This window comes from Streptomyces sp. NPDC047043, from assembly GCF_040644055.1.
Lineage (GTDB): Bacteria > Actinomycetota > Actinomycetes > Streptomycetales > Streptomycetaceae > Streptomyces.
In genome coordinates this window covers 57,664-81,815 of the sequence record NZ_JBEYVO010000037.1, presented here as the reverse complement: position 1 = coordinate 81,815, position 24,152 = coordinate 57,664, and the positions used below count along the sequence as shown (strand labels likewise).

Genomic DNA, 24,152 nt, shown 5'->3' with positions numbered 1-24,152 from the left:
ACAAGGCCCTACAGCGGCGTATTGGCGATCACGACCAGATACGCCCCGTAGCAGAACGAGAGCCCGGCCAGGGCACCGACCACCACGGTCGCGTGCCGCGGCCGGGCTCTCGCCGTGCGGACCAGGGCCCGGGCGAGCGGCAGCAGCAGCGGGAAGGCCGGCAGCAGGAACCGGGGCTTGGACTCGAAGAACCCGGACCCGCCCAGCGCGATCAGCAGCAGCACACCGCCGTAGACGACGAGGGGGAGCGGGGCGCGGTCGGCGAGCAGGAGGGCGAAGAGCAGCACGGCGGCCGCGACGATCACCATCGTCATGGGGAACACGAACCGGTCCCCGTGCAGCAGCAGGCGGTGCACGAACTGCAGCGACCCCCGCCCGAAGTCGAATCGCGACCCCCAGAGCCGCTGCACCTCGAAGTACCCGCCGAGCAGATCCCCCTTCCGTCGCCCCACCCATAGGACGTACGCCACCCACCCGACCGGCGCGAGCGCCGCGCCCGTCCACAGCCTGTGGGTAACTTTTCCGCGCCGCCTCACGACCTCGTACGCCGCCGCCGCGAGCACCGCCGCCGCGACCGCGAACCCGTTGGGCCGGGCCAGCCCCGCCGCCAGCGCCAGCCCGCCCGCCCAGACCCAGCGCCGGGTGAGCACGGCGTACAGCGACCAGGCGGCGAAGGCGGTGAGCACCGGTTCGGTGTACGCCATGGACAGCACGACCGAGTGCGGCAGCAGACCCCACAGCAGCACCAGCGCGGTGCCCACGGCCCGCCCGTGCAGCCGGGCGCCGACGGCGTAGACCCCGCAGGCGGCGGCCGCGGCCGCGAGCCACGACACGACCAGCCCGGCGGTGCCCCCGGCCAGCGGAGTCAGGGTCGTCACGCCCCGTACGAGCGCCGGGTAGAGCGGGAAGAACGCCAGGTCACTGTGGACGACGTCGAGCCGGAAGCGCTGCGTGTGCCCGTATCCGTGCGCGGCGATGCCCAGGTACCACAGCGAGTCCCAGGAGCGCCCGAGCAGCGCGAACGGGTTCCGTCCGGCCTCCCAGGAGAGCAGGGCCACCACGACACCGCCGAGCAGCCGGGCGAGGACGAACAGCCCGAGGGCCCCACCCATGGCCGCCACCGCCGACGGCTGAGCGCGCTCCTCGGTACCGGCGCCGGGGCGGGGTCCGGTGACGGAGGCTGGTGCGAGGGTACTGGCGTGGGTCACACCGGCACATTGCAGGGTGAACCGGACGAGCGCGAGTGTTGCGCATCCGGGCGGGTACGGATTTGCTCCGTCCGGCGTGGCGACGTGACGCGCGCCCGAAAACAGCCCGCCGGATCAGCCCGCCAAGGCCTTCAGCCGCTTGGCCGCCTCCTCCAGCACCCCCGTCTGCTTGCAGAACGCGAACCGCACGAAAGGCGCCCCCGCGTCCCGGTGGTCGTAGAACACGGCGTTCGGGATGGCGACCACGCCGGCGCGCTCCGGGAGGGCCCGGCAGAAGGCGAAGCCGTCGCCGTCCTTGGACAGCTCGGCGCCGAGGGGGCGGATGTCGGTGGTGATGAAGTACGTGCCGGCCGTGTTGAAGACCTCGAAGCCCGCGTCCGCGAGGCCCGTCGCCAGCAGGTCCCGCTTGGCGCGCATGTCCTCGCGGAAGGCCGTGAAGTACGTGTCGGGGAGGGACAGGGCCTCCGCGACCGCGTACTGGAACGGGCCCGACGACACATACGTCAGGAACTGCTTCGCCGAGCGGACCGCCGAGACCAGGCCCGGGGACGCCGTCACCCAGCCCACCTTCCAGCCGGTGAACGAGAAGGTCTTGCCGGCCGAGCCGATGGTGACCGTCCGCTCCCGCATGCCCGGGAAGGTGGCCAGGGGGAGGTGCTCGGCATCGTCGAAGACCAGGTGCTCGTAGACCTCGTCCGTGACGACGAGCAGGTCGCGCTCCACCGCCAGCTCGGCGACGGCCGTCAGCTCCTCGCGGGTGAGGACCGTGCCGGTGGGGTTGTGGGGGGTGTTGATGAGAAGCAAGCGGGTGCGGTCGGTGACGGCCGAGCGCAGCTCGTCGAGGTCGAGACGGAAGCTGCCCTCGTGCGGGCGCAGGGTCACCGGGACCCGCTTGCCGCCCGCCATCGCGATGCAGGCCGCGTACGAGTCGTAGTACGGCTCGAAGGCGATGACCTCGTCACCGGGCTCCACCAGGGCCAGCAGGGACGCGGCGATGGCCTCTGTGGCGCCTGCGGTGACCAGCACCTCGGTGTCGGGGTCGAACGAGAGCCCGTACCGCCGCTCCTGGTGCGCGGCGATCGCGGTGCGCAGCTCGGGGATGCCGGGGCCCGGCGGGTACTGGTTGCCGCGGCCGTCCCGCAGCGCCCGAACCGCCGCCTCCCGCACCTCCTCGGGGCCGTCCGTGTCGGGAAAGCCCTGGCCCAGGTTGATCGAACCCGTCTGCACGGCCAGGGCCGACATCTCGGCGAAGATCGTCGTCCCGAACTCGGCGAGCCGGCGGTTGAGGAAGGGGCGGTTGCTGGAGGTCATGCCGGTCATCCTGCGCCGAAGCTCTGGAGTTCCTCAACTCTGCTTTGGCCGGTGAGACGGCCGGGCATCCCCCGTTCACGCAAGGACCGGGGCGCCCACGGGGGGCTGCTTCGAGGGAATCTCGAAAGGACGGTGACGCCATGTTCACCGGCTTCATCGTGGCGGCGGTCGTGATCGCGTTCGTGGCGATCGCCATTTCGGCAGTGAGCAGGGGCGGGTCGAAGTCGTACGGCGGGGGAAGCCGCGGCGGCTCGGGCAGTGGCGGGAGCAGCAGCTGGTGGGCCGGCGGGGGAGACGGCGGCTCGTCGGGCGGGCACCACGGGGGACACCACTCCTGCGGCGGCGGCCACTCGTCCTGCGGCGGCGGGTCCTCCTGCGGTGGCGGCGGCGGATGCGGTGGCGGAGGCAGCTGACACGGGGCAGCCGAACTCACCGCGGGGGAACCGCAACCACTCCCGTCACTCCCGTCGAGCGCCCGCCGGAGCCCACGCCCCGGCGGGCGCTCGCACGTACCGGCGTGCGCCGTGGCCGCCGTGGCGTACGCCGTGGTTGAACAGTTGAGCTGTGGAGCCCTCTGAGGGATGGAAACCGCACGAACTTGGGTAAAAACGCTGTGGCGGCGCCACAGTTCATGATTCCCTCTAAATCACCAACCCAGCCCCTCGGACGGCGTCCTGCGACACCTTCCTGACCTCCCGACTGGGCTGACCGGGCCGATCCCCCCACTGTCGCCCGGGTGTGCCGGACCCCCACACTCCCTTTCATTGCTTGCTAGCGGAGCCGACCCATGCTCACGACCCTGAACACCTCTTACAGCGACACGCGTGCGGCCGACCTCGCCTGGGCCCTGGGGCGCGAGCCGCTTCCCGCACTGGCCACACTCGACCTCGAACTGGCCGGGGCCAAGCTGCAGTTGAGACTCCTCGGCGCATCCCACCAGGTGCTCCTGGAGGAGGAGCGGGGCAGTTGTTCGGAGACGGTGGCATGCATTGCGGGCAGCAGCACACCGCTGCCGCTGGGCGTGGCCAAGCGGGTCGGGAACTGGGAGTACGAGTTCGCGGCGCGGGTCGAGGTCCTCTCACCGGGCTCCTTCGCGGGCCGCGCCCAGGAGTTGCTGGCCCTGGTCTCCGACCATCCGAACGGCCTCGCCGGCGTCTTCCCCGGCAGCCCGCACGCCTTCACCGCGCTGCTTGCCCAGTGGTACGAGGGCCAGGTCCACTGGCGGACCTGGCACGCGTACCCGCAGGACGGGCAGTTGGTGGCGACGCGGACGCGGGTGGGTGTGCGGGTGCCCGTGAGTTCGGGCAAACTCAGCCCCTCCGGCGTTTGATGGCCTTCGAACGCCCCGCAAACGCCCCGTGCCGATCCCAAACACAGTTCCACACGTGTGGGTGACGAAGCGTGACTCTGCTGTGACGTAACGTCGCAGTCGTGATCGAACCGCACGCGCCAGCACCACCCGGCAGCCCGCCCCCGTGGCCGGGCCCGCCGCGGCTGCCGGTGCGGCCGAGCACCGGACGCTTCCTCGTCCTCGCATGCGTCTTCGTCTGCGCCGCATGCGGACTCGTGTACGAACTCGAACTCGTCGCCCTGGCCTCGTACTTGATCGGCGACTCGGTCACCCAGGCCTCGGTCGTGCTGTCCGTGATGGTGTTCGCGATGGGCATCGGCTCGCTCGCCGCCAAGCGGCTGCGCTGGCGTGCCGCGGCCGGCTTCGGCGCGATCGAGGCGACGCTCGCGCTCGTCGGCGGCTGCAGTGCGATGGCCCTGTACGCCGTGTTCGCGTGGACCGGCGACTGGGGCGGCCTGTGGGCGTGCGGCCCGCGCTGGCTGCTGGTCGCCTTCTCGCTCACCATCGGCCTGCTGATCGGCGCCGAAGTGCCCCTGCTGATGGAGCTGATCCAGCGCATCCGGCGGCAGGACGCGGGCGGCGCCGTGGCCGACCTCTTCGCCGCGGACTACGTGGGCGCGCTGGTCGGCGGCCTCGCCTTCCCCTTCCTTCTCCTGCCCCTGCTGGGCCAGTTGACGGGCGCCCTGATCACCGGCGCCGTCAACGCGATCGCGGGCGGCGCCCTCGTCCTCGGCCTGTTCCGCCGCGACCTCACTCGCCGCGCCCGCTGGCTGCTGCTGATCGCCAACGTCACCGTGCTGGGTGTCCTCGCCTCCGCCGCCGTCCTGGTCGACGACTTCGAACGGGCCGCCCGGCACGCCGTCTACGGCCGCGACGTACGCGTGGCACAGCAGACCGGCAGCCAGGAGGTCGTCCTCACCGGCGGCACCGACGGCCGCCCCCTCGACCTCTTCCTCGACGGCCGGCTGCGCGTCAGCGGCCGCGACGAACACCTCTACCACGAAGCCCTGGTCCACCCCGCGATGAACGGCCCGCACGCGCGCGTGCTCATCCTCGGCGGCGGCGACGGGCTGGCCGCCCGCGAGGTGCTGCGCCACGAGGGCGTGCGACAGGTCGACATCGTCGAACTCGACGCCGGCGTCGTGCGGTTGGCCCGCCGGGACCCCGCCCTCTCGAAGCTCAACGGCCATGTCTACGACGACCCACGCGTGCGCGTGACGACGGACGACGCCTTCCGCTGGCTGCGCACGGCGCCCACGGCGGCGTACGACGTGGTGGTCTCGGACCTGCCCGACCCGGGCATCACCGCCAGCACCAAGCTGTACTCCCAGGAGTTCTACGGCCTCGCCCGCCGCGTGCTCGCCCCCGGCGGCCGTCTGGTGGTGCACGCCGGCCCGTTCGCCGACCGTCCGCGCGTGTTCTGGACGGTCGACGCGACCCTGCGCGCCGCCGGTCTGCACACCGCCCCCTACCGCGTCGGCGGCCGCGACTCCGGCTTCACCGCGGGCCCCGACCGCATGACGGACGGGGCCCGCACCCCCCGCGACTGGGGCTTCGTCCTGGCCTGCGCGGACACCCGCCCCCGCCTGCGCCTCGATCCGCGCGAGCCGCCCCTGCGCACCCTCACCCAGCCGGCCCTGACGGCGGACGGGAACGCGGCCGCGCTGGCCCGCATCGACGGGCTGCCGGCGTCGACGCTGGTGCACCCCCGCTACTGACCGCGACGAACCCGCACAGCGGCCCGTCCCGCCCCCCGGAGCCGGGACGGACCACCGTACGCACCCCCCGGTTTCGGCCCGCACCGAGAACGTACGGGCGCCCCACCCGGCACCGAATCCCGCAACGGTTGGATCCCTTACCCAACCCGTGCGGTAACCGGACGGTTCCTGCAACTTCCGCGGTACTGCCGGACGTAGACGCCCCCGTCCGCACACCGGCGTTACGCTGCGGCGATGCGGATCCACCCACTCGCCGCCGACGGCCTGATCGCGGCGGCGCTGACGACCGCACGATGACAGAGCTGGGCCTGGCGAGCCGGGCGCAGGTGGTGGTGGTCGCCTATGAGACGGGGCTGGTGACGCCAGGGGGTGCCCCTTGACCCGGTGCCGACGCGCGGTCACTTTCGACCAACGGGGGTGCAGGACCCGGCCACCTGGGTAGGCTCGCGTGCCATGGAGCATGAGGTGTTCGTTCCGGTTCCGGCCCAGCGGCTGAGGGAGACCCTCGCCGATCCCGCGCAGGTGGCCCGGGCGGTTCCCGGGCTCCAGCAGGACGCCGGCGCCGAGCCCGTCACCGGGCGGCTGAAAGTGCGCGTCGGCAGCCACTCCGTCACCTACCGCGGCACCGTACGCGTCACCGCGCAGGACGACGGCTCCTACGCCGCCGAGGGCGACGCCACCGAGACCCGCGGCACCGGCTCGGTCAAGCTCGCCCTCACCCTCCGCGTCACCGACGCCGACGGCGGCTCCACGCTGTCCTTCGAGGGCACCGCCTCCGCGGACGGCCGCGTCACCGAACTCCCGGCCGAGCAGGTCGCCTCCGCCGTGGCCCGGCTGCTGAACCGTTTCGCGGAGAGCCTGGGCACACAGTCGGGCGAGGAGCCGGCGGAGGAGGCGGAGTCCCCCGAGCCCCTGGTCACCCAGGAGTTCGAGCCCAAGGCGACCAGCGACTTCGACACGACCCCGGACGCCGACGACGCACCGGCCCCCGCGCCCGAGCCCGCCGAGCACACCTCCGTCTTCGACACCGAGGTTCCCCCGCCGTCCCTCGACCCGCAGGCCGAGGAGGAGCACGAGGAACCGGCAGAAGCAGCCGCGACCTCCGCCCCCACCCCCGCCTCCGACGACTTCACCGAGGCCCCCGAACCCCCAGCCGAAGCGGCGCACGCCCGGCGCACGATGATCGGACGCAGCGCGGAGGAGGTCGACCACGCCCCGCCGCGCGGCCGCTACGCCCCCGTGCCCGCCCCGCAGACGATCGCGCCGGGCTCGCCCCTGCGCTGGGCGGCCCCGGCGGCGGCACTCGTCCTGGCGTCGGCGATCGTGGTGAGCCGGGTGCTGCGCAGGCGCCGCTGAGCGTGGTGCACCGGGGTCTTGATCGCCCCAGTAGGGTCGTCCCGTGAGTAACGAAGACATCACGCTGACCGCGGGCGACGCGGAGGTGACCGTGCAGCCGGGCAACGGCGGCCGGGTCGGAGGACTGCGCGTCGGTGGTATCGAACTGCTCCGCCAGGGCGAGCGGTTCGGGTGCTTCCCGATGGTCCCCTGGTGCGGGCGGATCCGGGACGGCCGCTTCCGGGACGGCGCGACCGTCCACCAGATGCCGCTCAACTCCCCGCCGCACGCCATCCACGGCACCGTCCGCGACGGCGCCTGGCGCACCGCGCGCGTGAACACCGACGAGGCCGTCATCACGTACGACCTGGTGGAGCCCTGGCCCTACGCCGGCCGCGTCACGCAGCAGTTCGTCCTCACCCCGGACTCCCTGACCCTGACGATGGCCGTGGAGACGATCGACTCCTCCTTCCCGGCCCAGATCGGCTGGCACCCCTGGTTCAACCGAACCCTCGCGGGCGAGGACGGAACAGTCGGCGAGGACGTCCGCCTGGACTTCACCCCCGCCTGGCAGGAGGAGCGAGGCGCTGACCACCTCCCCACCGGCAACCGCCTCGACCCGCGCCCCGGCCCCTGGGACGACTGCTTCGGCATGCCCGGCGGCGTCGACGTCACGCTCACCTGGCCCGGGCAGCTGGAGCTGAAGGTGGCCAGCCGCGAGGAGTGGGTCGTCGTCTACGACGAGCAGGAGGCCGCCGTCTGCGTGGAACCGCAGACCGGCCCGCCCGACGGCCTGAACACCCTGCCCCGCCAGGTCACCCCGCTGGAGCCGCTGGAGGCCACGACCGTCTGGACTTGGCACCGCCTTTAAGCTGACAGGCATGACGGACGTACGTGGCGAGCTGCTGCAGCAGATCAAGGACAAGGCCGTGGTGCACGGCAAGGTGACCCTCTCCTCGGGTCTGGAGGCCGACTACTACGTCGACCTGCGCCGCATCACCCTCGACGGCGAGGCCGCCCCGCTGGTCGGGCAGGTGCTCCTCGACCTGACCGCCGACCTCGACTACGACGCGGTGGGCGGCCTGACCATGGGCGCCGACCCGGTCGCGGGCGCCATCCTGCACGCGGCCGCAGCGCGCGGAAAGCGCGTCGACGCGTTCGTCGTACGGAAGGCAGCGAAGGCGCACGGCCTGCAGCGCCGGGTCGAGGGGCCGGACATCGCGGGCCGCCGGGTCCTGGTCGTCGAGGACACCTCCACCACCGGCGGCTCCCCGCTGACCGCCGTCGAGGCGGTGCGCGAGGCGGGAGCGGAGGTCGTCGCCGTCGCCACGATCGTCGACCGCGAGACCGGTGCCGCCGAGAAGATCCAGGAGGGCGCCGGAGTGCCGTACCTCTTCGCCTACTCCAAGGACGACCTGGGTGTCGACTGAGTTGTCCACAAGCCGGACAGGGCGGGCAAAGCATCCGGCCAAGTCTGGAAAGATGTGGCCCGACGATGACGTCACCCCCAAGGTCTAGGTCAGGGCCGTAGTAGTAGATCGTCAACCCGCACATACCAAGGAGCGGACAGATGCCCATCGCAACTCCCGAGGTCTACAACGAGATGCTGGACCGGGCGAAGGCAGGCAAGTTCGCCTATCCGGCCATCAACGTGACCTCGACCCAGACCCTGCACGCGGCCCTGCGCGGTTTCGCGGAGGCGGAGAGCGACGGCATCGTCCAGATCTCGACCGGTGGTGCCGAGTTCCTGGGCGGCCAGTTCAGCAAGGAGATGGTGACCGGCTCGGTCGCGCTCGCCGAGTTCGCGCACATCGTCGCCGAGAAGTACCCGGTCAACGTCGCGCTGCACACGGACCACTGCCCGAAGGACAAGCTCGACGGGTACGTACGTCCGCTGCTGGCGATCTCCGAGGAGCGCGTGAAGGCGGGCGGCAACCCGCTCTTCCAGTCGCACATGTGGGACGGCTCCGCCGAGACCCTGGCCGACAACCTCTCCATCGCCCAGGAGCTGCTCGAGCAGGCCCGTCGCGCCAACATCATCCTCGAGGTGGAGATCACCCCGACCGGTGGCGAGGAGGACGGCGTCTCGCACGAGATCAACGACTCCCTCTACACCACGGTCGAGGACGCGATCCGTACGGCCGAGGCCCTGGGCCTCGGTGAGAAGGGCCGCTACCTGCTCGCCGCGTCCTTCGGCAACGTGCACGGCGTGTACAAGCCGGGCAACGTCGTGCTCCGTCCCGAGTTGCTGAAGGAGCTGAACGAGGGCGTCGCCGCCAAGTTCGGCAAGCAGTCCCCGTTCGACTTCGTCTTCCACGGCGGCTCCGGCTCCACCGAGGAGGAGATCCGCACCGCGCTGGAGAACGGCGTCGTGAAGATGAACATCGACACGGACACCCAGTACGCCTTCACCCGTCCGGTCGCGGACCACATGTTCCGCAACTACGACGGCGTCCTGAAGGTCGACGGCGAGGTCGGCTCCAAGAAGACCTACGACCCGCGCACCTGGGGCAAGCTGGCCGAGGCGTCCATGGCGGCCCGTGTCGTCGAGGCCACGCAGAACCTGCGCTCGGCGGGCAACAAGATCAAGTAATCCCTCGCGGGATCTCACGTGAGCCCGGTGCCTGCCCTTGGCGCCGGGCTCGCTGTATACCTGTGGTCATGCCCGACGTCCGGATCGCCTCCCCGCAGGGCAAGTGGATCCTGCTGACCACCGTCCTCGGCTCCAGCATGGCGATGCTGGACTCGACCGTCGTCAACGTCGCCCTCCCGCGCATCGGCCGCGACCTGGACGCCGACCTGGCCGCGCTGCAGTGGACGGTCAACGCGTACATGCTGACGCTGGCCGGGCTGATCCTGCTGGGCGGCTCCCTGGGCGACCACTACGGCCGCCGCAAGATCTTCGTGATCGGGGTGGTGTGGTTCGCGTCGGCCTCCCTGCTGTGCGGTCTGGCGCCCAATGCCGGTGTGCTCATCGCGGCCCGCGCACTGCAGGGCGTCGGAGGGGCGCTCCTCACCCCCGGCTCGCTCGCGCTGATCCAGGCGTCCTTCCATCCCGACGACCGGGGCAGAGCCGTCGGCCTGTGGTCCGGCTTCGGCGGGATCGGGGCGGCGGTCGGCCCGTTCCTGGGCGGCTGGCTGGTGGACGGCCCCGGCTGGCGCTGGGTGTTCCTGCTCAACGTCCCGCTGGCGCTGCTGTGCGCGCCCATCGCCGTACGGCACGTCCCCGAATCCGCCGACGGCCGCAGCCACGGCCGCTTCGACGTCCTCGGCGCGGTGCTGGGCGCCCTTGCGCTCGCCCTGGTGACGTACGCGCTGATCGAGGCCCGCTCGGGTTCCCCGGCCGTCGTGTTCACGGCGCTCGCAGGGCTCGCCGCGGGCGTGGCCTTCGTCTACGTAGAGAAGCGCCGCCCGGACCCGATGATGCCGCTCGACATCTTCGCGTCCCGGCAGTTCACGGCGGTCAACCTGGTCACCCTGTGCGTGTACGCGGCCCTCGGCGGCTTCTTCTTCCTGGCCGCCGTCCAGCTCCAGGTCGCCGTCGGCTGGTCGGCCCTCGCCGCCGGTACGGCGCTGCTGCCGACGACCCTCATGATGCTGCTGTTCTCGGCCCGCTCGGGCGCCCTCGCCGACCGCATCGGCCCGCGCATCCCGCTCACCGTCGGCCCGCTGGTGGCCGCGGCCGGAATGCTGCTGATGCTGCGGGTCGGGCCGGGCGCCTCGTACGTGACCGACGTACTGCCCGCCGTGCTGGTCCTCGGCGTCGGCCTGGTCACCCTGGTGGCACCCCTGACCGCCACCGTCCTCGCCTCCGTGGACACCGCGCGGGCGGGCCTGGCCAGCGGTATCAACAACGCGGCGGCCCGCGCGGCCGGCCTGATCGCGGTGGCCGCACTGCCGCTGCTCGCGGGCATGGGCCCGGAGGCCTACCGCTCCCCGACCGCCTTCGACGACGCCTTCCACCGGGCGATGCTCATCTGCGCCGGAGCGCTGGTGGTGGGCTCGGCGGTCGCCTTCGCGACGGTACGGCCACTGCCGCCCGGGTGCCGGCGCCCGGAGTGCCGTACGCACGGAGGGGTCGCGGCTCCGCCGCTGGAGGGGGAGCGGGCGCGGGGCCGTATCGCTTAGGGGCCGCTGCTCCGCACTCACGAATGCGCATGACGCAAACTGAAAGCATGGCCATTCACGAAAACCTTCTCGGGGGCCCGCCCCCGACCCACCTCCCCGACGACCCCGAGCCGCGCGAGCTGCTGGCGAACGGCACCGCGCCGGCGGATGTCGCCGCCAAGTACCCGACGTCCTCGCTGGCCTGGGCCCAGCTGGCCGACGAGGCGTTCGAGCGGGGCAGCGTCGTGGAGTCGTACGCCTACGCCCGTACGGGCTACCACCGCGGCCTGGACTCCCTGCGCCGCAACGGCTGGAAGGGCCACGGCCCGGTCCCCTGGGAGCACGAGCCGAACCGCGGCTTCCTGCGCGCCCTGCACGCCCTCGCCCGCGCCGCGGGTTCGATCGGCGAGCAGGAGGAGTACGAGCGCTGCAGCCAGTTCCTGAAGGACTCCTCGCCGACGGCGGCCCAGACCCTCGGCTAGCCGACGCGTATCGGTGCAGGTCCGCCCGGTGTGACCGGGCGGACCTTGCGGTTTCGGGGCACGATTGTGGAGGATGCCCGGTGGGGACCGGGGCCCCCGTGTCGATAACGGCAGGGGCGGACCGCTACCCGGAGCACATTGCAGGAGACCGCGATGTCCCACTTGGCCCAGCCCGCAGAGGCTCAGGAGCCCGAGACCCCGCATCTCGACTTCCAGGGAACGACCCCGTACGAGGACTACGTCAAGGCCGACGTCCTCACCCACCTCCAGCACACCCTCTCCGAGGACCCCGGAGAGATGGTCTTCCTGGTCACGACCCAGGTTATGGAGCTGTGGTTCACCGTCATCGTCCACGAATGGGAGACCGCGGCCCACGCGCTCCGCTCGGACGACGTCCCGACCGCCGTCGCCGCGCTGAAGCGCTCCGTGCGGGAGCTGGAGGCGCTGAACGCCTCCTGGAAGCCGCTCGGCCAGCTGACCCCGGCCCAGTTCAACTCCTACCGCTCGGCCCTCGGCGAGGGCTCCGGCTTCCAGTCGGCGATGTACCGCCGGATGGAGTTCCTGCTCGGCGAGAAGTCCGCGTCGATGCTGGTTCCGCACCGCGGCGCGCCCCGGGTCCACGCCGAACTGGAGAAGGCGCTCGCCGAGCCGAGCCTGTACGACGAGGTGCTGCGGCTGATGGCGCGGCGCGGGTGCGCGATCCCGGGGTCCGTCCTGCGGCGCGACGTCTCGCGGCGCTACGAGCCGAACGAGGCCGTCGAGGCCGCCTGGACCGCGGTCTACGCGGGCGACGAGAACGCCGAACTCGCCAGGCTCGGCGAGGCGTTGACCGACGTGGCCGAGCTGGTGTGGCGATGGCGCAACGACCACCTGGTCGCCACCCGCCGCGCCATGGGCGCCAAGCCCGGCACGGGCGGCTCGGCCGGGGTGGCCTGGCTGGAGAAGCGCGCGCAGAAGAACGTCTTCCCCGAGCTGTGGACGGCGCGGTCCCATGTCTGAACTCACGGTGCGGGCAGGGGAGTTGGATGCCGCCGACGAACTGGCCGGGCTGCGCAAGCAGTTCGTGCTGGACGAGGTGGTCTACCTGGACGGGAACTCGCTCGGCGCGCTGCCTTCGGCGGTCCCGGGACGGGTCGACGACGTCGTACGGCGCCAGTGGGGCGAGCTGCGCATACGGTCCTGGGACGAGAGCGGCTGGTGGACGGCGCCGGAGCGGATCGGCGACCGTATCGCACCGCTGGTCGGGGCGGCGGCCGGGCAGATCGTCGTCGGCGACTCGACAAGCGTCAATGTCTTCAAGGCACTTGTCGCCGCCGTGCGGATGGCGGGAGCGGGCCGGGACGAGATCGTCGTCGACGCGACGACCTTTCCCACGGACGGGTACATCGCGGAGTCGGCCGCCCGGATGACGGGGTGCACGCTGCGTCCCGTGGTTCCGGGGGACGTGCCGGGCGTGCTGTCCGACCGTACGGCCGCCGTCCTGCTGAACCACGTCGACTACCGCACCGGCCGACTGCACGACCTGCCCGGTCTCACGGCGGAATTGCACGCGGCGGGCGCGGTCGCCGTCTGGGACCTGTGCCACAGCGCGGGCGCGCTGCCGGTCGGCCTCGACGAGCACGGCGTGGACCTGGCGGTCGGCTGCACCTACAAGTACCTGAACGGTGGCCCGGGTTCACCGGCGTACCTCTATGTACGCCGTGACCTGCAGGAACGCTTCGACTCCCCGCTGCCCGGCTGGAACTCCCACGTGGAGCCCTTCGGCATGCGCCCCGGCTACGAACCGGCCGCGGGCGCGCTCCGCGGCCGCGTCGGCACCCCGGACATCCTCTCCATGCTCGCCCTGGAGGCGGCGCTGGAGGTCTGGGAGGGCGTGTCGGTCGAGGCGGTGCGCGCCAAGTCGCTCGCGCTGACGGACCTCTTCCTGAAGTGCGTGGAGGAGTACGTCCCGGCGGGGCGGGTGGAGTCGCTGACTCCGGTGGCCCACCAGGAGCGCGGCAGCCAGGTGGCGCTGCGCTGTGCGGACGCCGGTGACGTGATGAAGCGGCTGATCGAGCAGGGCGTGGTCGGGGACTTCCGGCACCCGGACGTGCTGCGGTTCGGGTTCACACCGCTGTACGTCGGCTTCGGGGATGTGGAGCGGGCGGCCCGGGTGCTGGGGGAGACGCTGGGCGGGTAGCTTGCGTGCTTTTGGCATACGGGTGCGGGCCGGGCGGTCGTGGTGCCGCCCGGCCCTCGCGCGTCACAGAACCGTTTTGTCCTCACCGAGCGTGACATCCCCGTGTCCGCGCACGTCACCGGCCTGGTACCGTCCCCGCCAACGGCCGATGTCGCAGCTGGTCCGCTCGGCCCGAAATCCGCCCCCAGTGCCGAAAGCCTGGGAGGTACCCCCATCCCCGCTGAGAGGTTGGAGCATGCCGGACGACGCCGCAGCCCGGGCCGCCGCCGAGGAGGAGTCGGCGTTCTCGCACCCGCCGGTCGACCCCGACTCCACCGTCGCGTACGGCGACCACCCCGACCAGCTGATCGACTTCTACGCCCCGCGCCACGAGCTGCCCGCCGGCACCCTCGCCCCGCTGGTCGTGGTGCTGCACGGCGGTGCCTGGCGGGCGCCTTACGACCGGCGGCACATCTCCCCGTTCGCCGACTTCCTGGCCCGGCGGGGCTTCGCCGTGGCCAGCGTGGAGTACCGGCGGGGCGGTGTGATCCCCGCCCAGGGCGGGACCGGTGGTCCGGTCGCGGGGCGGTGGCCGGAGACCTTCGACGACGTCGTAGCCGCGCTGGACGCCCTGCCTGCGCTCCTGCGGGACGCCCTTCCGCAGGCCGACCCGCGGCGCATGGTGGTCACCGGCCACTCGGCGGGCGGCCACCTCGCGCTGTGGGCGGCGGCACGGCATGTGCTGCCCGCCGGTTCCCCGTGGCGCACGGACCGTCCCGCGCCCCTGCGCGGTGTCGTCGCCCTCGCCCCGATCGCCGACTTCGAGGTCGCCGACAAGCTGGACGTCTGCGGCGGGGCCGCGCGCCAACTCCTGGGCGGGGACGAGAAGTTCACCGAGCGGCGCCCGCACGCGGACCCGTCGCTGTTGCTGCCCACCGGCATCGCGACCACGCTGGTCCAGGGCCGCACGGACCTCGACGTCCCGCAGGCGGTCGCCGAGTCCTACGCGGACGCGGCGGCGAAGGCCGGCGAGGTGGTGGGCCTCACGCTCCTGGAGGACGTCGGTCACTTCCCGCTGATCGACCCGGCGGCGGACGCGTGCGCGGTGGTGGCGGAGGAGATCGCGCAGCTGGCCTGGTGAGCCGTCCCCTTCATACCCGTAGTACCTGAGAGCTACGTGCCAGGACAGCTCCCTGGCGTGACGCGGACGACGAGCCCGTCTCCGTAACTTCCCATCCAGACAAGCCCGATGGCCGGGCGAACTGGGAGGGGAGACGACCATGGGGCTCGAGACGGGGGCGCTTGCAGCTCGGGAGGCGGCGCAGGATCAAGTCGCGCCGCGGGCAACCGCAGGGCATGGGACCGGGCGCCGCCGAGCCGGCAGATGGCGCCGAGCCACCCTCGCATCGCTCATCACCGCCGCCGTGGTCCTGCCGCTCTCCGCGGCAACCCGCCCCGAGATCCCCGCCCCGCCCCCCGCAACTCTCGCCCCCCTCACGGCAACCACCCTCGACAGCGCCTACGCAGCCAACCGCGCCAACGCCGCGGCGGCGTCCCGCATGGCCGCCACCCACGGCGACGACAAACGCGCCGCCGCCGACCGCTCCATGGCCACCCCGACCCGTCACTTCCTCTCCTTCGACGGCCGCGGCCCCGGCCGGGCGACGGAGGTCTTCGGCGACCTCGCCCACGCAGACCGCATCGCGGTTCTCGTCCCGGGCTCCGACACCTCCCTCGACACCTACGACCGCTTCCGCGCGGGCGCCGTCGCCCTGCACGACCGCCTGACGAGGGAGGCCCCCAAGGGCACCCGCACCGCGGTCGTGGCCTGGCTGGGCTACCGGACGCCGGCCACGATCAGCGCCACGGTCCTCACGACGGGCCGTGCCGAGCAGGCGGCCCCGCACCTGCGCGAGTTCATCGCCGAACTGCGCGGAACAGCCGGGGCCGAGGCACGCATCTCCCTGCTCTGCCACTCCTACGGCTCGGTGGTGTGCGGCCGCGCGGCCGCCGGTCTGGACGTCGCCGACATCGCCCTCGTCGGCAGCCCCGGCACGGGCGCGGACTCGGCGGCGGCCCTGCACACACGGGCCCGCGTCTGGGCGGCGCGCGGCGGTGACGACTGGATCGCCGAGGTCCCGCACGTCAGCACCGACCTGTTCGGCACCACCGTCGGCTTCGGCACCGACCCCGTGTCCCCGGCCTTCGGCGCCCATGTCTTCGCGGCGGGCTCCGGCGGCCACAGCGACTACTTCAGGCCGGGCTCGGTCTCCCTGGCCAACCTCGCCCGGATCGTGCTCGGCGAGTCGAAGGAGGTGACCCGTGCGTGAGTTGAGCGTGCGCCGCGCGTGGGACGGTATACGGCAGAGCGCCGAACGGATCGACACGGCCACCCCCGGGGACCGGGACCGGGCCGTGGACGCCCTGCGCGCCTTCGCGATCCTCGGCGTGGTCCTCGGCCACTGGCTGGTCACGGCCCTGGTGGCGGACGGCGGCACCCTGCACACCACCAGCCCCCTCCAGCACATGCCATGGCTGGCCCCCATCTCCTGGGCCTTCCAGACCCTCGCCGTGTTCTTCCTGGTGGGCGGCCATGTGGCGACCCGGAGTTACAGCTCGGCCCGCGCCAGGGGGACGCCGTACGTCCGATGGCTGGTCGCCCGTCTGTCGCGGCTGTTCAAGCCGGTGGCGGCCGTACTGGTCCTGTGGACCGTGACCGCGACGTCCCTGCTCCTCTCGGGAGCCGACCTCGACACGGTCCGCACGCTCGTCAAGCTGGCCCTGTCACCCCTCTGGTTCCTTCTCGTCTTCGCGGCCCTCACGGCGGCGACCCCGCTGCTCACCCGGCTCAACCCCCTCTGGCCGCTGGCCGTCGTCCTCCATGTGGACCTGCTCCGCTTCGGACTCGGCGCTCCGCAGAGCCTCGGCTGGGTGAACCTGGCGGCGGGCTGGCTGGTGCCGTACACCCTCGGCGCGGCCTGGACCCGCGGCGAGCTGGACCGCCCGCGCGCGGGCTGGATCCTGCTCATCGGCGGCACCGCGGCGACGGCCGCGCTGGTGATCTGGGCGCACTACCCGGCATCGATGGTCGGCATCCCGGGCTCGGCGATATCGAACCTCAACCCGCCGACCCTGGCCGCGGTCGCCTTCGGCCTGGCCCAGTGCGGCCTCGCGCTGCTCCTGCGCGACCGGCTGCGCCGTACGATGCGGCGCCCCCTGGCCTGGGCGGTGGTGGCCTTCGTCAACCTCTCCGCGATGACGATCTTCCTCTGGCACCAGACGGCGATGATGGCGACCACGGCCACCGGCCTCCTCGCGGGCCGCCTCCCCGGCCTGCACACCTCCCCCGACGGCCTCGGCTGGGTGGCGTCCCGCCTGATGTGGCTCCCGGTCTTCGCCCTGGCCCTCACCGTCTGCTGGGCCGCCTTTCGGACCTACGAGCACGCCCGCCCCGCGGGACGGACGGGCCGCCGGCGGTCACGGGTCGTCCGCGCCCACCGCCCGTCGTCCGGGGCGGCGGCGCTGGAGAGGCGTCATGTCTAGGGTGGTGCGCGTGACGGGAACGGGGATGCAGCGGGTGGTGCGCGGGCTGCGGGTGGTGCGCGACGACCTGGCCGACACCGATGCGAACCCGCTGCCCCCGTCCAAGTGGCTGCGGTGGCTGCCGCACGGCGTGCTGTGCCTGGCGGCGTTCGGCATCGTGCTCGGCGGCACGGCGCAGCTCCAGGACACAGGGCATCTGGGCGTGAACGGCTTCCTGATCGCACTCGCGCAGGGCGGTGCCGTGGTCCTCGCGATGTGGCGGCCGATCCCGGCGTGGTGGCTGTCGACGGGGGCCGGCCTGCTGGGCGCCCTCGCGGTGCACGGCAAGCTGGGCATGGACGGGGGGACCGAGTTCACCTGGCCCTGGACCGCGGCCGGGATCATCGCCCACCTGCTCGTACTGCTGCTGCTCGCACTGCGGGTCCGCACCCGGGTGTCCGTCGAGGTGCTGGTCCTGACCGCACTGCTCACCTTCGTCCTCGAGGACGTGTGGGGCGCGGCGCACTATCAGCACACCGGCGTCGTCACCATCGCCCTGTCCACGGTCGTCGTCGTGCTCGGCATTGCGCTGCGCGGCCGCCGCGAGGCGCGCGCGGAACTGGGCCGGCAGACCACTCTCACCGCCGAGGAGCGGGCGCGGCGCACCCTGCTGGAGGAGCGCAACCGCATCGCCCGCGAGCTGCACGACGTGGTCGCCCACCACATGTCCGTCATCTCCATCCAGGCCCAGGTCGCCCCCCACCTGGTCAAGGACCCGCCCGAGGAGCTCAAGGAGAACCTCGAGGGCATACGGAGCAATGCGCTGGAGGCACTGACCGAGCTGCGCCGCGTGCTGGGCGTCCTGCGCTCGGAGGATCCCGGCACGGACATGCTCGACGGCGCCGGCAGCGACGTGCACAGTCCGCAGCCCACCCTGGACCGGCTCGACGCGCTCGTCGAGAACACCCGGGCGGCCGGCCTGACCGTGACCACGCGGACCGTCGGAGAGCGGCGCCCCATGCCGTCCGGCGTGGAGCTGTCGGCGTACCGGATCGTGCAGGAGGCGCTGAGCAACGTACTGCGCCACGCACCCGGCGCGAGCGCGAGCGTCGAAGTCGCCTACGTCCCCTTCGGACTGCGTGTGGAGGTCGTCAACTCGCGGCCGCTGCACGAGGCGCCGTCCTCGCCGGGCGCGGGGCACGGTCTGCTGGGCATGCGGGAGCGGGCCGCGATGCTCGGCGGCGATCTGTCCGCACACTCCCAGCCGGACGGCGGCTACCAGGTCTCCGCGTTCCTGCCGGTCGCCCCGCGCGCCGACGGCCCGGACCTCCCCGACGCCCCGGACCCCGTCACCGACCCGAAGGACGACACCGCATGACGAGCAGCCCCATTCGCGTCATCATCGCCGACGACCAGCAGATGGTCCGGCAGGGCTTCACCGTGCTGCTCAACACCCAGCCCGACATCGACGTCATCGGGCAGGCGGTGGACGGCCTGGACGCAGTGGCCAAGGTCGCCGAACTCGTCCCGGACGTCGTCCTGATGGACATCCGCATGCCCGAGCTCGGCGGCATCGAGGCCACCCGTCGAATCACCACCGAGCGTCCCGACATAAAGGTGCTGGTGCTCACCACCTTCGACCTCGACGAGTACGTGTACGAGGCGCTGCGCGCCGGCGCCTCCGGGTTCATGCTCAAGGACGCGTCCGCGGACAAGCTCGCCGAGGCGGTCCGGGTGGTCGCGGCCGGCGACGCGCTGCTCGCACCGGGCATCACCCGGCGGCTGATCGCCGAGTTCTCCCGCCTGGACGGCAAGCCCCGCGCCCCGCTCAAGACACGCGTCGGCGACCTGACCGAGCGCGAGACGGAGGTCCTCGCCCTGATCGCGCAGGGTCTGTCGAACGCGGAGATCGCCGAGCGGCTGGTCGTGGCGGAGCAGACCGTGAAGACCCATGTGGGCCGCATCCTGGTGAAGCTGGGCCTGAGGGACCGGACGCAGGCGGCGGTGTTCGCATACGAGTCGGGGCTGGTACGGCCGTCGGGATACTGACCGGCGGTCGTCTCCGGGGGCCTCGTGGCCGTACCCGTAGTACCTGAGAGGGAGCCCGGAGAACCCTTCTCACTGGTGACGACCGCGACCCCCGCCTCCGCCTACGGTTCTGATGTGACCGAGACGACCCAGACGCCCAAGGGCCCGCCGGAGCAGCCGGAGGGCGCGTACGAGCCGTACAAGCCGAGCAGCCCGGAGTTCCGGGCGGCCATGGACGCCCTGCGCGGAATGCGTCAGGACCTGTTCCACGAGGCCTTCGCGTACCGTCCGCTGCCGCGCGCGAGCGTCCACGCTCCGCTCGTCCGCCGTCTGCGCGGCCGGATGCGGGAGTACGCGACCTGGACTCCGCACGCCGTGATCACCGCGTTCGGCGTTCTTGCCATGCTCATCGCCGCGAACAGCGCCATGCTCGGCGCCGGCGACAACTTCGTCCTCGGGCTGCTGGCCCTGATCCCGGTCCTGCTGACGATGGTCCGGCCGGTCGGCGCGTTCTGGGCGTCGATGGCCGCGACCCCGGTCGTCGCGGTGATCGGCTCCAGCTGGGACAGCGAGTGGCCGTGGCTGCCCGGTGCCTTCGCCTGCCACCTGTTCGTGCTCACAATCGTGGCGATACGGACCCGGCCGCGCACGGCGGCGTGGATGTGGGCGCTCACCGGGGTCTACGGCGTGGTGGTCACCACGTTCTTCAGCTGGGGGCCACACTCCGGCTTCGACGCCAACACCGCCCAGCTGCTGTCCTTCTCCGCCCTGGTCCTCCTCGCCGTCAGCGTCTGGCACATACGCCGCGAGGCCCGCCAGGAGGTGACCGCCCAGCAGTCGGTGACCGCGCACGAGCGTTCGCGCCGCACCCTGCTGGAGGAGCGCACGACGATCGCCCGTGAGCTGCACGACGTGGTCGCGCACCACATGTCGGTCGTCGCCATCCAGGCGGAGGCCGCGCCCTACCGGGTGGAGAACCCGCCGCCGGAACTGGAGAAGGCGTTCGCGACGATCCGGGAGAACGCGGTCGCGGCGCTCGCCGAGCTGCGCCGTGTGCTGGGCGTGGTTCGCGCCGAGGACTACGAGGCCCCGGACGCCCCGCAGCCGACCCTCGCCGACCTGGACGCCCTGCTCGCCAATGTGCGGGAGGCGGGCCTGAGCGTCGACAAGACGGTGACCGGAGCGATACGTGAACTCCCGCAGGGCGTCGAGCTGTCGGCGTACCGCATGGTTCAGGAGGCGCTGAGCAACAGCCTGCGCCACGCGCCGGGCGCGAGCGCCCGCGTGGAGATCGGCTATGTGCTCGGCGGCCTGGGCGTGCGCATAGTCAACGACCCGCCACCGAACCCCTCACTGCTGAAGCCCTCACCCGGCGCCGGTCACGGCATCACAGGCATGCGGGAGCGCGTCTCGATGCTGAACGGCGAGATGACGGCGGGCCGGACGGACGAGGGCGGCTACGAGGTGACGGTGTTCCTGCCGGTGGCCGCCGGAACCGAAGGAGAGGCATGACGATCCGCGTCCTGATCGCGGACGACCAGATGATGGTGCGCGAGGGCTTCTCGGTCCTGTTGAACGCGATGCCGGACATCGAGGTGGTCGGCGAGGCGGTCAACGGCCGCGAGGCGGTGGACCGCGTCCGTGAACTCGCCCCCGACGTGGTCCTGATGGACATCCGCATGCCGGAGCTGAACGGCATCGAGGCGACCCGCGAGATCGTGGCCGCCGACAGCACGTCGAAGGTCCTCGTCCTGACGACCTTCGACCTCGACGAGTACGTCTACCAGGCACTGCGCGCAGGAGCGTCCGGCTTCCTCCTCAAGGACGCCTCCGCCCGCCAACTGGCCGACGGCGTAAGGGTGGTGGCCTCCGGCGAGGCACTCCTGGCCCCCACGGTGACGAAGCGACTGATCACGGAGTTCTCCAAACTCTCGGGAACCCCGCGCCCCATGCAGGCCGCCATGGCGGCCTACGGCGACCTGACCGACCGCGAGACGGAGGTCCTGGTCCTCATCGCCCAGGGCCTGTCGAACGCGGAGATAGCCGAGCGGCTGGTGGTCGCGGAGTCGACGATCAAGACCCATGTGAGCCGAATCCTGGTGAAGCTGGGCCTGAGGGACCGGACGCAGGCGGCGGTGTTCGCGTACGAGGCGCGGCTGGTGACGCCGGGCTAGGTCGCTGTCCGCGCATGTCCCGGGACGAAATATCGGGAGAACACGATCTCTTACTAATACGACGACCATGACAACGGGCTGGGCCGCGGTCCACCCCCGGGGAGGGGACGGAAGCCGATGAGCCTTCGTCAGTTCGAGTACGCCCTGGCCGTTGCCGAGGAGGGCTCGGTGACGGCGGCGGCGGAGCTGCTGCACGTCGCTCAACCGTCGGTGTCCCAGCAGATCCGCAGCCTGGAGCGGGAACTCGGCGTGACACTGTTCGACCGCACGCCGACCGGACTGGTGCCCACCGTGGTCGGTCGCGCGTTCCTGCGGGAGGCGGAGGCCGCGGTGACGGCCGCGCGGCGGGCGAGGGCGACGGCGCGGGCCGGTGCCGACGAACTGGTGGGCGAGCTGCTGGTCGCGGTGCAGATGGGCCTGGGCACGCGACAGCTGCCGGGCGCGCTGGGTGCGTTGCGCCGCCGCTTCCCGCGGCTGGAGGTCACCGTCTTCGAGGAGCCGAACCCCGCCGAACTGGAGCGGCTGGGGCGCCGGGGCGTGCTGGACCTCGCCCTGGTGGCCGAGCCGTGCGGGGGCCCTGCCGACGCCCATCACCTCGGCGACGAGGAGTTCGTCGTGGTGATGGGCGTCGGGCACCCGCGGCTTGCCGCGGACCGGGTCGAGCTGCGCGAGCTGGCGGGTGAGCCGTGGGTGAGGTTCGACCGCGACAGCACGCTCGACTGCGTGCTGCGCGACGTGCTGCGGGACAACGAACTGGCCCCGACCACGATCGCCCGCGTGTCCCAGACGGCGACGGCCGTGCGCTGGGCCGCCGGCGGGCTGGGAGTGACGCTCGTGCCGGCCTCGGCGGTGCCCCAGGGGTACGAGCACCTCGCGCGCCCGGTGTTCCCGGTCGTGTCCCAGCCCGTCGTCGCCGCGCTCCGGAATGGCGCGGGCCCGGCGGAGAGGGCCCTGCTCGAATTCCTGCGTCAGGAGACGTGGCACAAATCAGCCTTCTTCTCGCCGGTGTCCTGACCGGCCGAGAAAGAGGCGGGCGCCACTGAATTCATTGTGTCGAACGTGGCGTTTCGGAATTCTGTCCGGGTCAGCCCCTGGTGAATTCGCCGCCGTCCACGACGAGATTGCTACCGGTCAGCCAGCTCGCCCGGTCGGACACGAGGAACAGCACCGCGTGGGCGATGTCGTCGGGTTGGCCGTCGCGCCCCAGCGGGGGCGTGGTGTTGTCCTGGCCCGGCCCCGCGTCCAGGAGCGCCCACTGCTTCCGCGTCGCCTCGCCGCCGGGGGTGGCGGTTCTGCCCGGAGTCACGGTGTTGACCCGGATTCCGGACGGGGCCAGCTGCGAGGCCAGCCCGCGGCTGTAGTTCTCCAGTGCCGCCTTCGCCGCCGTGTAGTGCAGGAACGGCGGCAGTGCGGCGGGGACCGCGGCCGAGGAGACATGCAGGATCACCCCCGAACGCCGTTCCCGCATCCCCGGTGCCAGCAGCGAGTCCAGCCGCACCGACGCCAGGAAGTTCAGGTCCAGCGCGTTCTGCCACTCCTCGTCGGGGATGGCCACGGCATCCGCGTGCGGTCCCGCACCACCCGCGTTGTGGACCAGGACGTCCACCCCGCCGAGCACCTCCTGCGCGGCCGCGGCGAGCGCCTGCGCTCCATCCCGGGTCCGCACGTCTGCCGTCACGAAGGCAGCGCCCTCCGGCACCGTGCCCGCCGCCGACCTGGCGGTGGTGAGCACCTCGGCGCCCGCGTCCAGGAGCCGGCGTACGACGGCTGCTCCTATTCCGCGCGTACCACCCGTGACCAGGGCTCGCTTTCCCGCGAGTTCTCGCGTTCCCGATCCGTTCTCGATCGTGGTCATGCCACCGGTCCTCTCGATCGCGTAATTTGCCGCTCGACGGAGAAAAGCTGGTGAATGCGTCGTCGAGCTGTTTCACGGTATGTATGGAAAAGAGCGAGAGGCAAAGACGAAATATCAGTACGAGCTATAGGGAGTTCCTATGGCCCGCTCGTGCGTGACTCATGCTGCAGCCCGAGCTGTCGAGTCGCTTGGTCCAGACATATGCTGGGGGTATATCCGGAGAACGGATCCCGTCTGAGAACCGACTAGTAGTGAAGCGGAGCGGGCGATGGGATGGAGTCTGGAAGGCCGGTATTTCGAAGCATGTCCGTGTGACGTGGTGTGTCCGTGCACCGTCTCGGCCTTGGCGATGCCGGCGGACACCGAGCGGTGTCAGGTGACGCTGGTGTTCCACGTCGACCGGGGGGACATCGAGGGTGTCGACGTCGGTGGGCTCACCGTCGCGCTGCTGGCGGACGCGCCGGGGCAGATGTCCCTGGGCGGCTGGCGTGTCGGACTGTTCCTCGACGAGGCGGCCTCGGCCGAGCAGGCCGAGAAGCTGCAGGGGGTGTTCAGCGGAGCGATGGGTGGGCCGCCGGAGCTGCTCACTCCTCTGGTGGGCGAGATCGCCGGCGTGGAAACCGCTCCGATCACGTTCGACTCAACGGACCGGACCCACCGCGTCACCATCGGGGACTCGGTCGACATCGAGGTCGAGGACTTCTTCCTGGACGGCGCGAGTGAAGGCGCGACCCTGCATGGCATGACCCTCACGCCCAATTCGGTCGTGACGATCGCGAAGTCCAATGTCGCCCGCATACGGGCGTTCGGTCTCGACCTCGACCTGGCGGGTCACAACGGGCACTCCGCGCCGTTCGCCTGGTCCGTCTGACCGCCTCGCCGTCACGCCGCGGCCAGTTCGCA

Annotated in this window: 23 protein-coding genes; 20 read left to right on the top strand and 3 right to left on the bottom strand. The window is 72.0% G+C overall.

What is annotated here, in order from left to right:
* Window positions 1-8 precede the first annotated feature (8 nt).
* The gene (locus ABZ880_RS43740; RefSeq protein WP_361275788.1) at window positions 9-1,112 is read right to left on the bottom strand and encodes a hypothetical protein; all 1,104 of its coding nucleotides are present in this window, start codon (window positions 1,110-1,112) and stop codon (window positions 9-11) included.
* Between the two features lie 210 nt (window positions 1,113-1,322).
* Entirely contained in the window at window positions 1,323-2,528 is a 1,206-nt protein-coding gene (locus ABZ880_RS43735; protein WP_361275710.1) for a pyridoxal phosphate-dependent aminotransferase, read from the bottom strand.
* Window positions 2,529-2,659: 131 nt separating this feature from the next.
* On the opposite strand from ABZ880_RS43735, the gene ABZ880_RS43730 reads away from it, so the two are divergent.
* The 19 genes from ABZ880_RS43730 to ABZ880_RS43640 all read left to right on the top strand — a co-directional run bounded on the left by ABZ880_RS43730 (window position 2,660) and on the right by ABZ880_RS43640 (window position 22,408).
* Window positions 2,660-2,932 carry a hypothetical protein gene (locus ABZ880_RS43730; RefSeq protein ID WP_361275707.1) on the top strand — a complete coding sequence of 91 codons (273 nt, stop codon included), beginning with the start codon at window positions 2,660-2,662 and terminating at the stop codon, window positions 2,930-2,932.
* A 374-nt stretch (window positions 2,933-3,306) separates the two neighbouring features.
* Window positions 3,307-3,849, top strand: a complete 543-nt coding sequence (locus tag ABZ880_RS43725) for a DUF2617 family protein (RefSeq protein ID WP_361275705.1) — start codon at window positions 3,307-3,309, stop codon at window positions 3,847-3,849.
* A 101-nt stretch (window positions 3,850-3,950) separates the two neighbouring features.
* On the top strand, window positions 3,951-5,588 hold the full coding sequence (locus tag ABZ880_RS43720) for a polyamine aminopropyltransferase (RefSeq protein WP_361275702.1): 1,638 nt from the start codon (window positions 3,951-3,953) through the stop codon (window positions 5,586-5,588).
* A 453-nt stretch (window positions 5,589-6,041) separates the two neighbouring features.
* Entirely contained in the window at window positions 6,042-6,944 is a 903-nt protein-coding gene (locus tag ABZ880_RS43715) for an SRPBCC domain-containing protein (protein WP_361275698.1), read from the top strand.
* A gap of 43 nt (window positions 6,945-6,987) precedes the next feature.
* Window positions 6,988-7,794 carry an aldose 1-epimerase gene (locus ABZ880_RS43710; RefSeq protein WP_361275695.1) on the top strand — a complete coding sequence of 269 codons (807 nt, stop codon included), beginning with the start codon at window positions 6,988-6,990 and terminating at the stop codon, window positions 7,792-7,794.
* Window positions 7,795-7,804: 10 nt separating this feature from the next.
* Window positions 7,805-8,353, top strand: coding sequence for an orotate phosphoribosyltransferase (gene pyrE, locus ABZ880_RS43705; RefSeq protein ID WP_361275692.1), 549 nt, complete (start codon window positions 7,805-7,807; stop codon window positions 8,351-8,353).
* Between the two features lie 140 nt (window positions 8,354-8,493).
* Window positions 8,494-9,516 carry a class II fructose-bisphosphate aldolase gene (gene fbaA / locus ABZ880_RS43700; RefSeq protein ID WP_361275690.1) on the top strand — a complete coding sequence of 341 codons (1,023 nt, stop codon included), beginning with the start codon at window positions 8,494-8,496 and terminating at the stop codon, window positions 9,514-9,516.
* A 68-nt stretch (window positions 9,517-9,584) separates the two neighbouring features.
* Complete coding sequence (locus ABZ880_RS43695; protein ID WP_361275687.1) at window positions 9,585-11,051, top strand: MFS transporter; 1,467 nt, start codon at window positions 9,585-9,587, stop codon at window positions 11,049-11,051.
* A 47-nt stretch (window positions 11,052-11,098) separates the two neighbouring features.
* On the top strand, window positions 11,099-11,512 hold the full coding sequence (locus tag ABZ880_RS43690; RefSeq protein ID WP_361275684.1) for a DUF3151 domain-containing protein: 414 nt from the start codon (window positions 11,099-11,101) through the stop codon (window positions 11,510-11,512).
* 153 nt (window positions 11,513-11,665) lie between these two features.
* Window positions 11,666-12,511 carry a tryptophan 2,3-dioxygenase family protein gene (locus ABZ880_RS43685; RefSeq protein ID WP_361275682.1) on the top strand — a complete coding sequence of 282 codons (846 nt, stop codon included), beginning with the start codon at window positions 11,666-11,668 and terminating at the stop codon, window positions 12,509-12,511.
* Window positions 12,504-13,691, top strand: coding sequence for a kynureninase (kynU, locus tag ABZ880_RS43680; RefSeq protein ID WP_361275679.1), 1,188 nt, complete (start codon window positions 12,504-12,506; stop codon window positions 13,689-13,691). Before ABZ880_RS43685 ends, kynU begins: the two co-directional genes overlap by 8 nt.
* Before the next feature lie 235 nt (window positions 13,692-13,926).
* Window positions 13,927-14,811: an alpha/beta hydrolase gene (locus ABZ880_RS43675; protein ID WP_361275676.1), complete on the top strand. Its 885-nt coding sequence runs from the start codon at window positions 13,927-13,929 to the stop codon at window positions 14,809-14,811.
* A gap of 139 nt (window positions 14,812-14,950) precedes the next feature.
* A complete protein-coding gene (locus ABZ880_RS43670) occupies window positions 14,951-16,000 on the top strand; it encodes an alpha/beta hydrolase (RefSeq protein WP_361275673.1) in 1,050 nt (349 codons plus the stop codon).
* Window positions 15,993-17,213: an acyltransferase gene (locus ABZ880_RS43665; protein WP_361275670.1), complete on the top strand. Its 1,221-nt coding sequence runs from the start codon at window positions 15,993-15,995 to the stop codon at window positions 17,211-17,213. The genes ABZ880_RS43670 and ABZ880_RS43665 overlap by 8 nt, the downstream gene beginning before the upstream one ends.
* Window positions 17,206-18,570 (top strand): sensor histidine kinase, encoded by a 1,365-nt coding sequence (locus ABZ880_RS43660; protein ID WP_361275667.1) that lies wholly within the window; start codon window positions 17,206-17,208, stop codon window positions 18,568-18,570. The genes ABZ880_RS43665 and ABZ880_RS43660 overlap by 8 nt, the downstream gene beginning before the upstream one ends.
* Window positions 18,567-19,241 carry a response regulator transcription factor gene (locus ABZ880_RS43655; protein WP_361275665.1) on the top strand — a complete coding sequence of 225 codons (675 nt, stop codon included), beginning with the start codon at window positions 18,567-18,569 and terminating at the stop codon, window positions 19,239-19,241. The genes ABZ880_RS43660 and ABZ880_RS43655 overlap by 4 nt, the downstream gene beginning before the upstream one ends.
* A 114-nt stretch (window positions 19,242-19,355) precedes the next feature.
* Window positions 19,356-20,732 (top strand): histidine kinase, encoded by a 1,377-nt coding sequence (locus tag ABZ880_RS43650; protein ID WP_361275662.1) that lies wholly within the window; start codon window positions 19,356-19,358, stop codon window positions 20,730-20,732.
* On the top strand, window positions 20,729-21,394 hold the full coding sequence (locus tag ABZ880_RS43645) for a response regulator transcription factor (RefSeq protein ID WP_361275659.1): 666 nt from the start codon (window positions 20,729-20,731) through the stop codon (window positions 21,392-21,394). The genes ABZ880_RS43650 and ABZ880_RS43645 overlap by 4 nt, the downstream gene beginning before the upstream one ends.
* Before the next feature lie 117 nt (window positions 21,395-21,511).
* Complete coding sequence (locus ABZ880_RS43640) at window positions 21,512-22,408, top strand: LysR family transcriptional regulator (RefSeq protein WP_361275656.1); 897 nt, start codon at window positions 21,512-21,514, stop codon at window positions 22,406-22,408.
* A gap of 70 nt (window positions 22,409-22,478) precedes the next feature.
* Here ABZ880_RS43640 and ABZ880_RS43635 read toward each other — a convergent pair whose 3' ends face one another.
* Window positions 22,479-23,249: an oxidoreductase gene (locus ABZ880_RS43635; RefSeq protein ID WP_361275653.1), complete on the bottom strand. Its 771-nt coding sequence runs from the start codon at window positions 23,247-23,249 to the stop codon at window positions 22,479-22,481.
* 268 nt (window positions 23,250-23,517) lie between these two features.
* On the opposite strand from ABZ880_RS43635, the gene ABZ880_RS43630 reads away from it, so the two are divergent.
* Window positions 23,518-24,120 (top strand): DUF1326 domain-containing protein, encoded by a 603-nt coding sequence (locus ABZ880_RS43630; protein ID WP_361275650.1) that lies wholly within the window; start codon window positions 23,518-23,520, stop codon window positions 24,118-24,120.
* The last annotated feature ends 32 nt before the right edge of the window (window positions 24,121-24,152 follow it).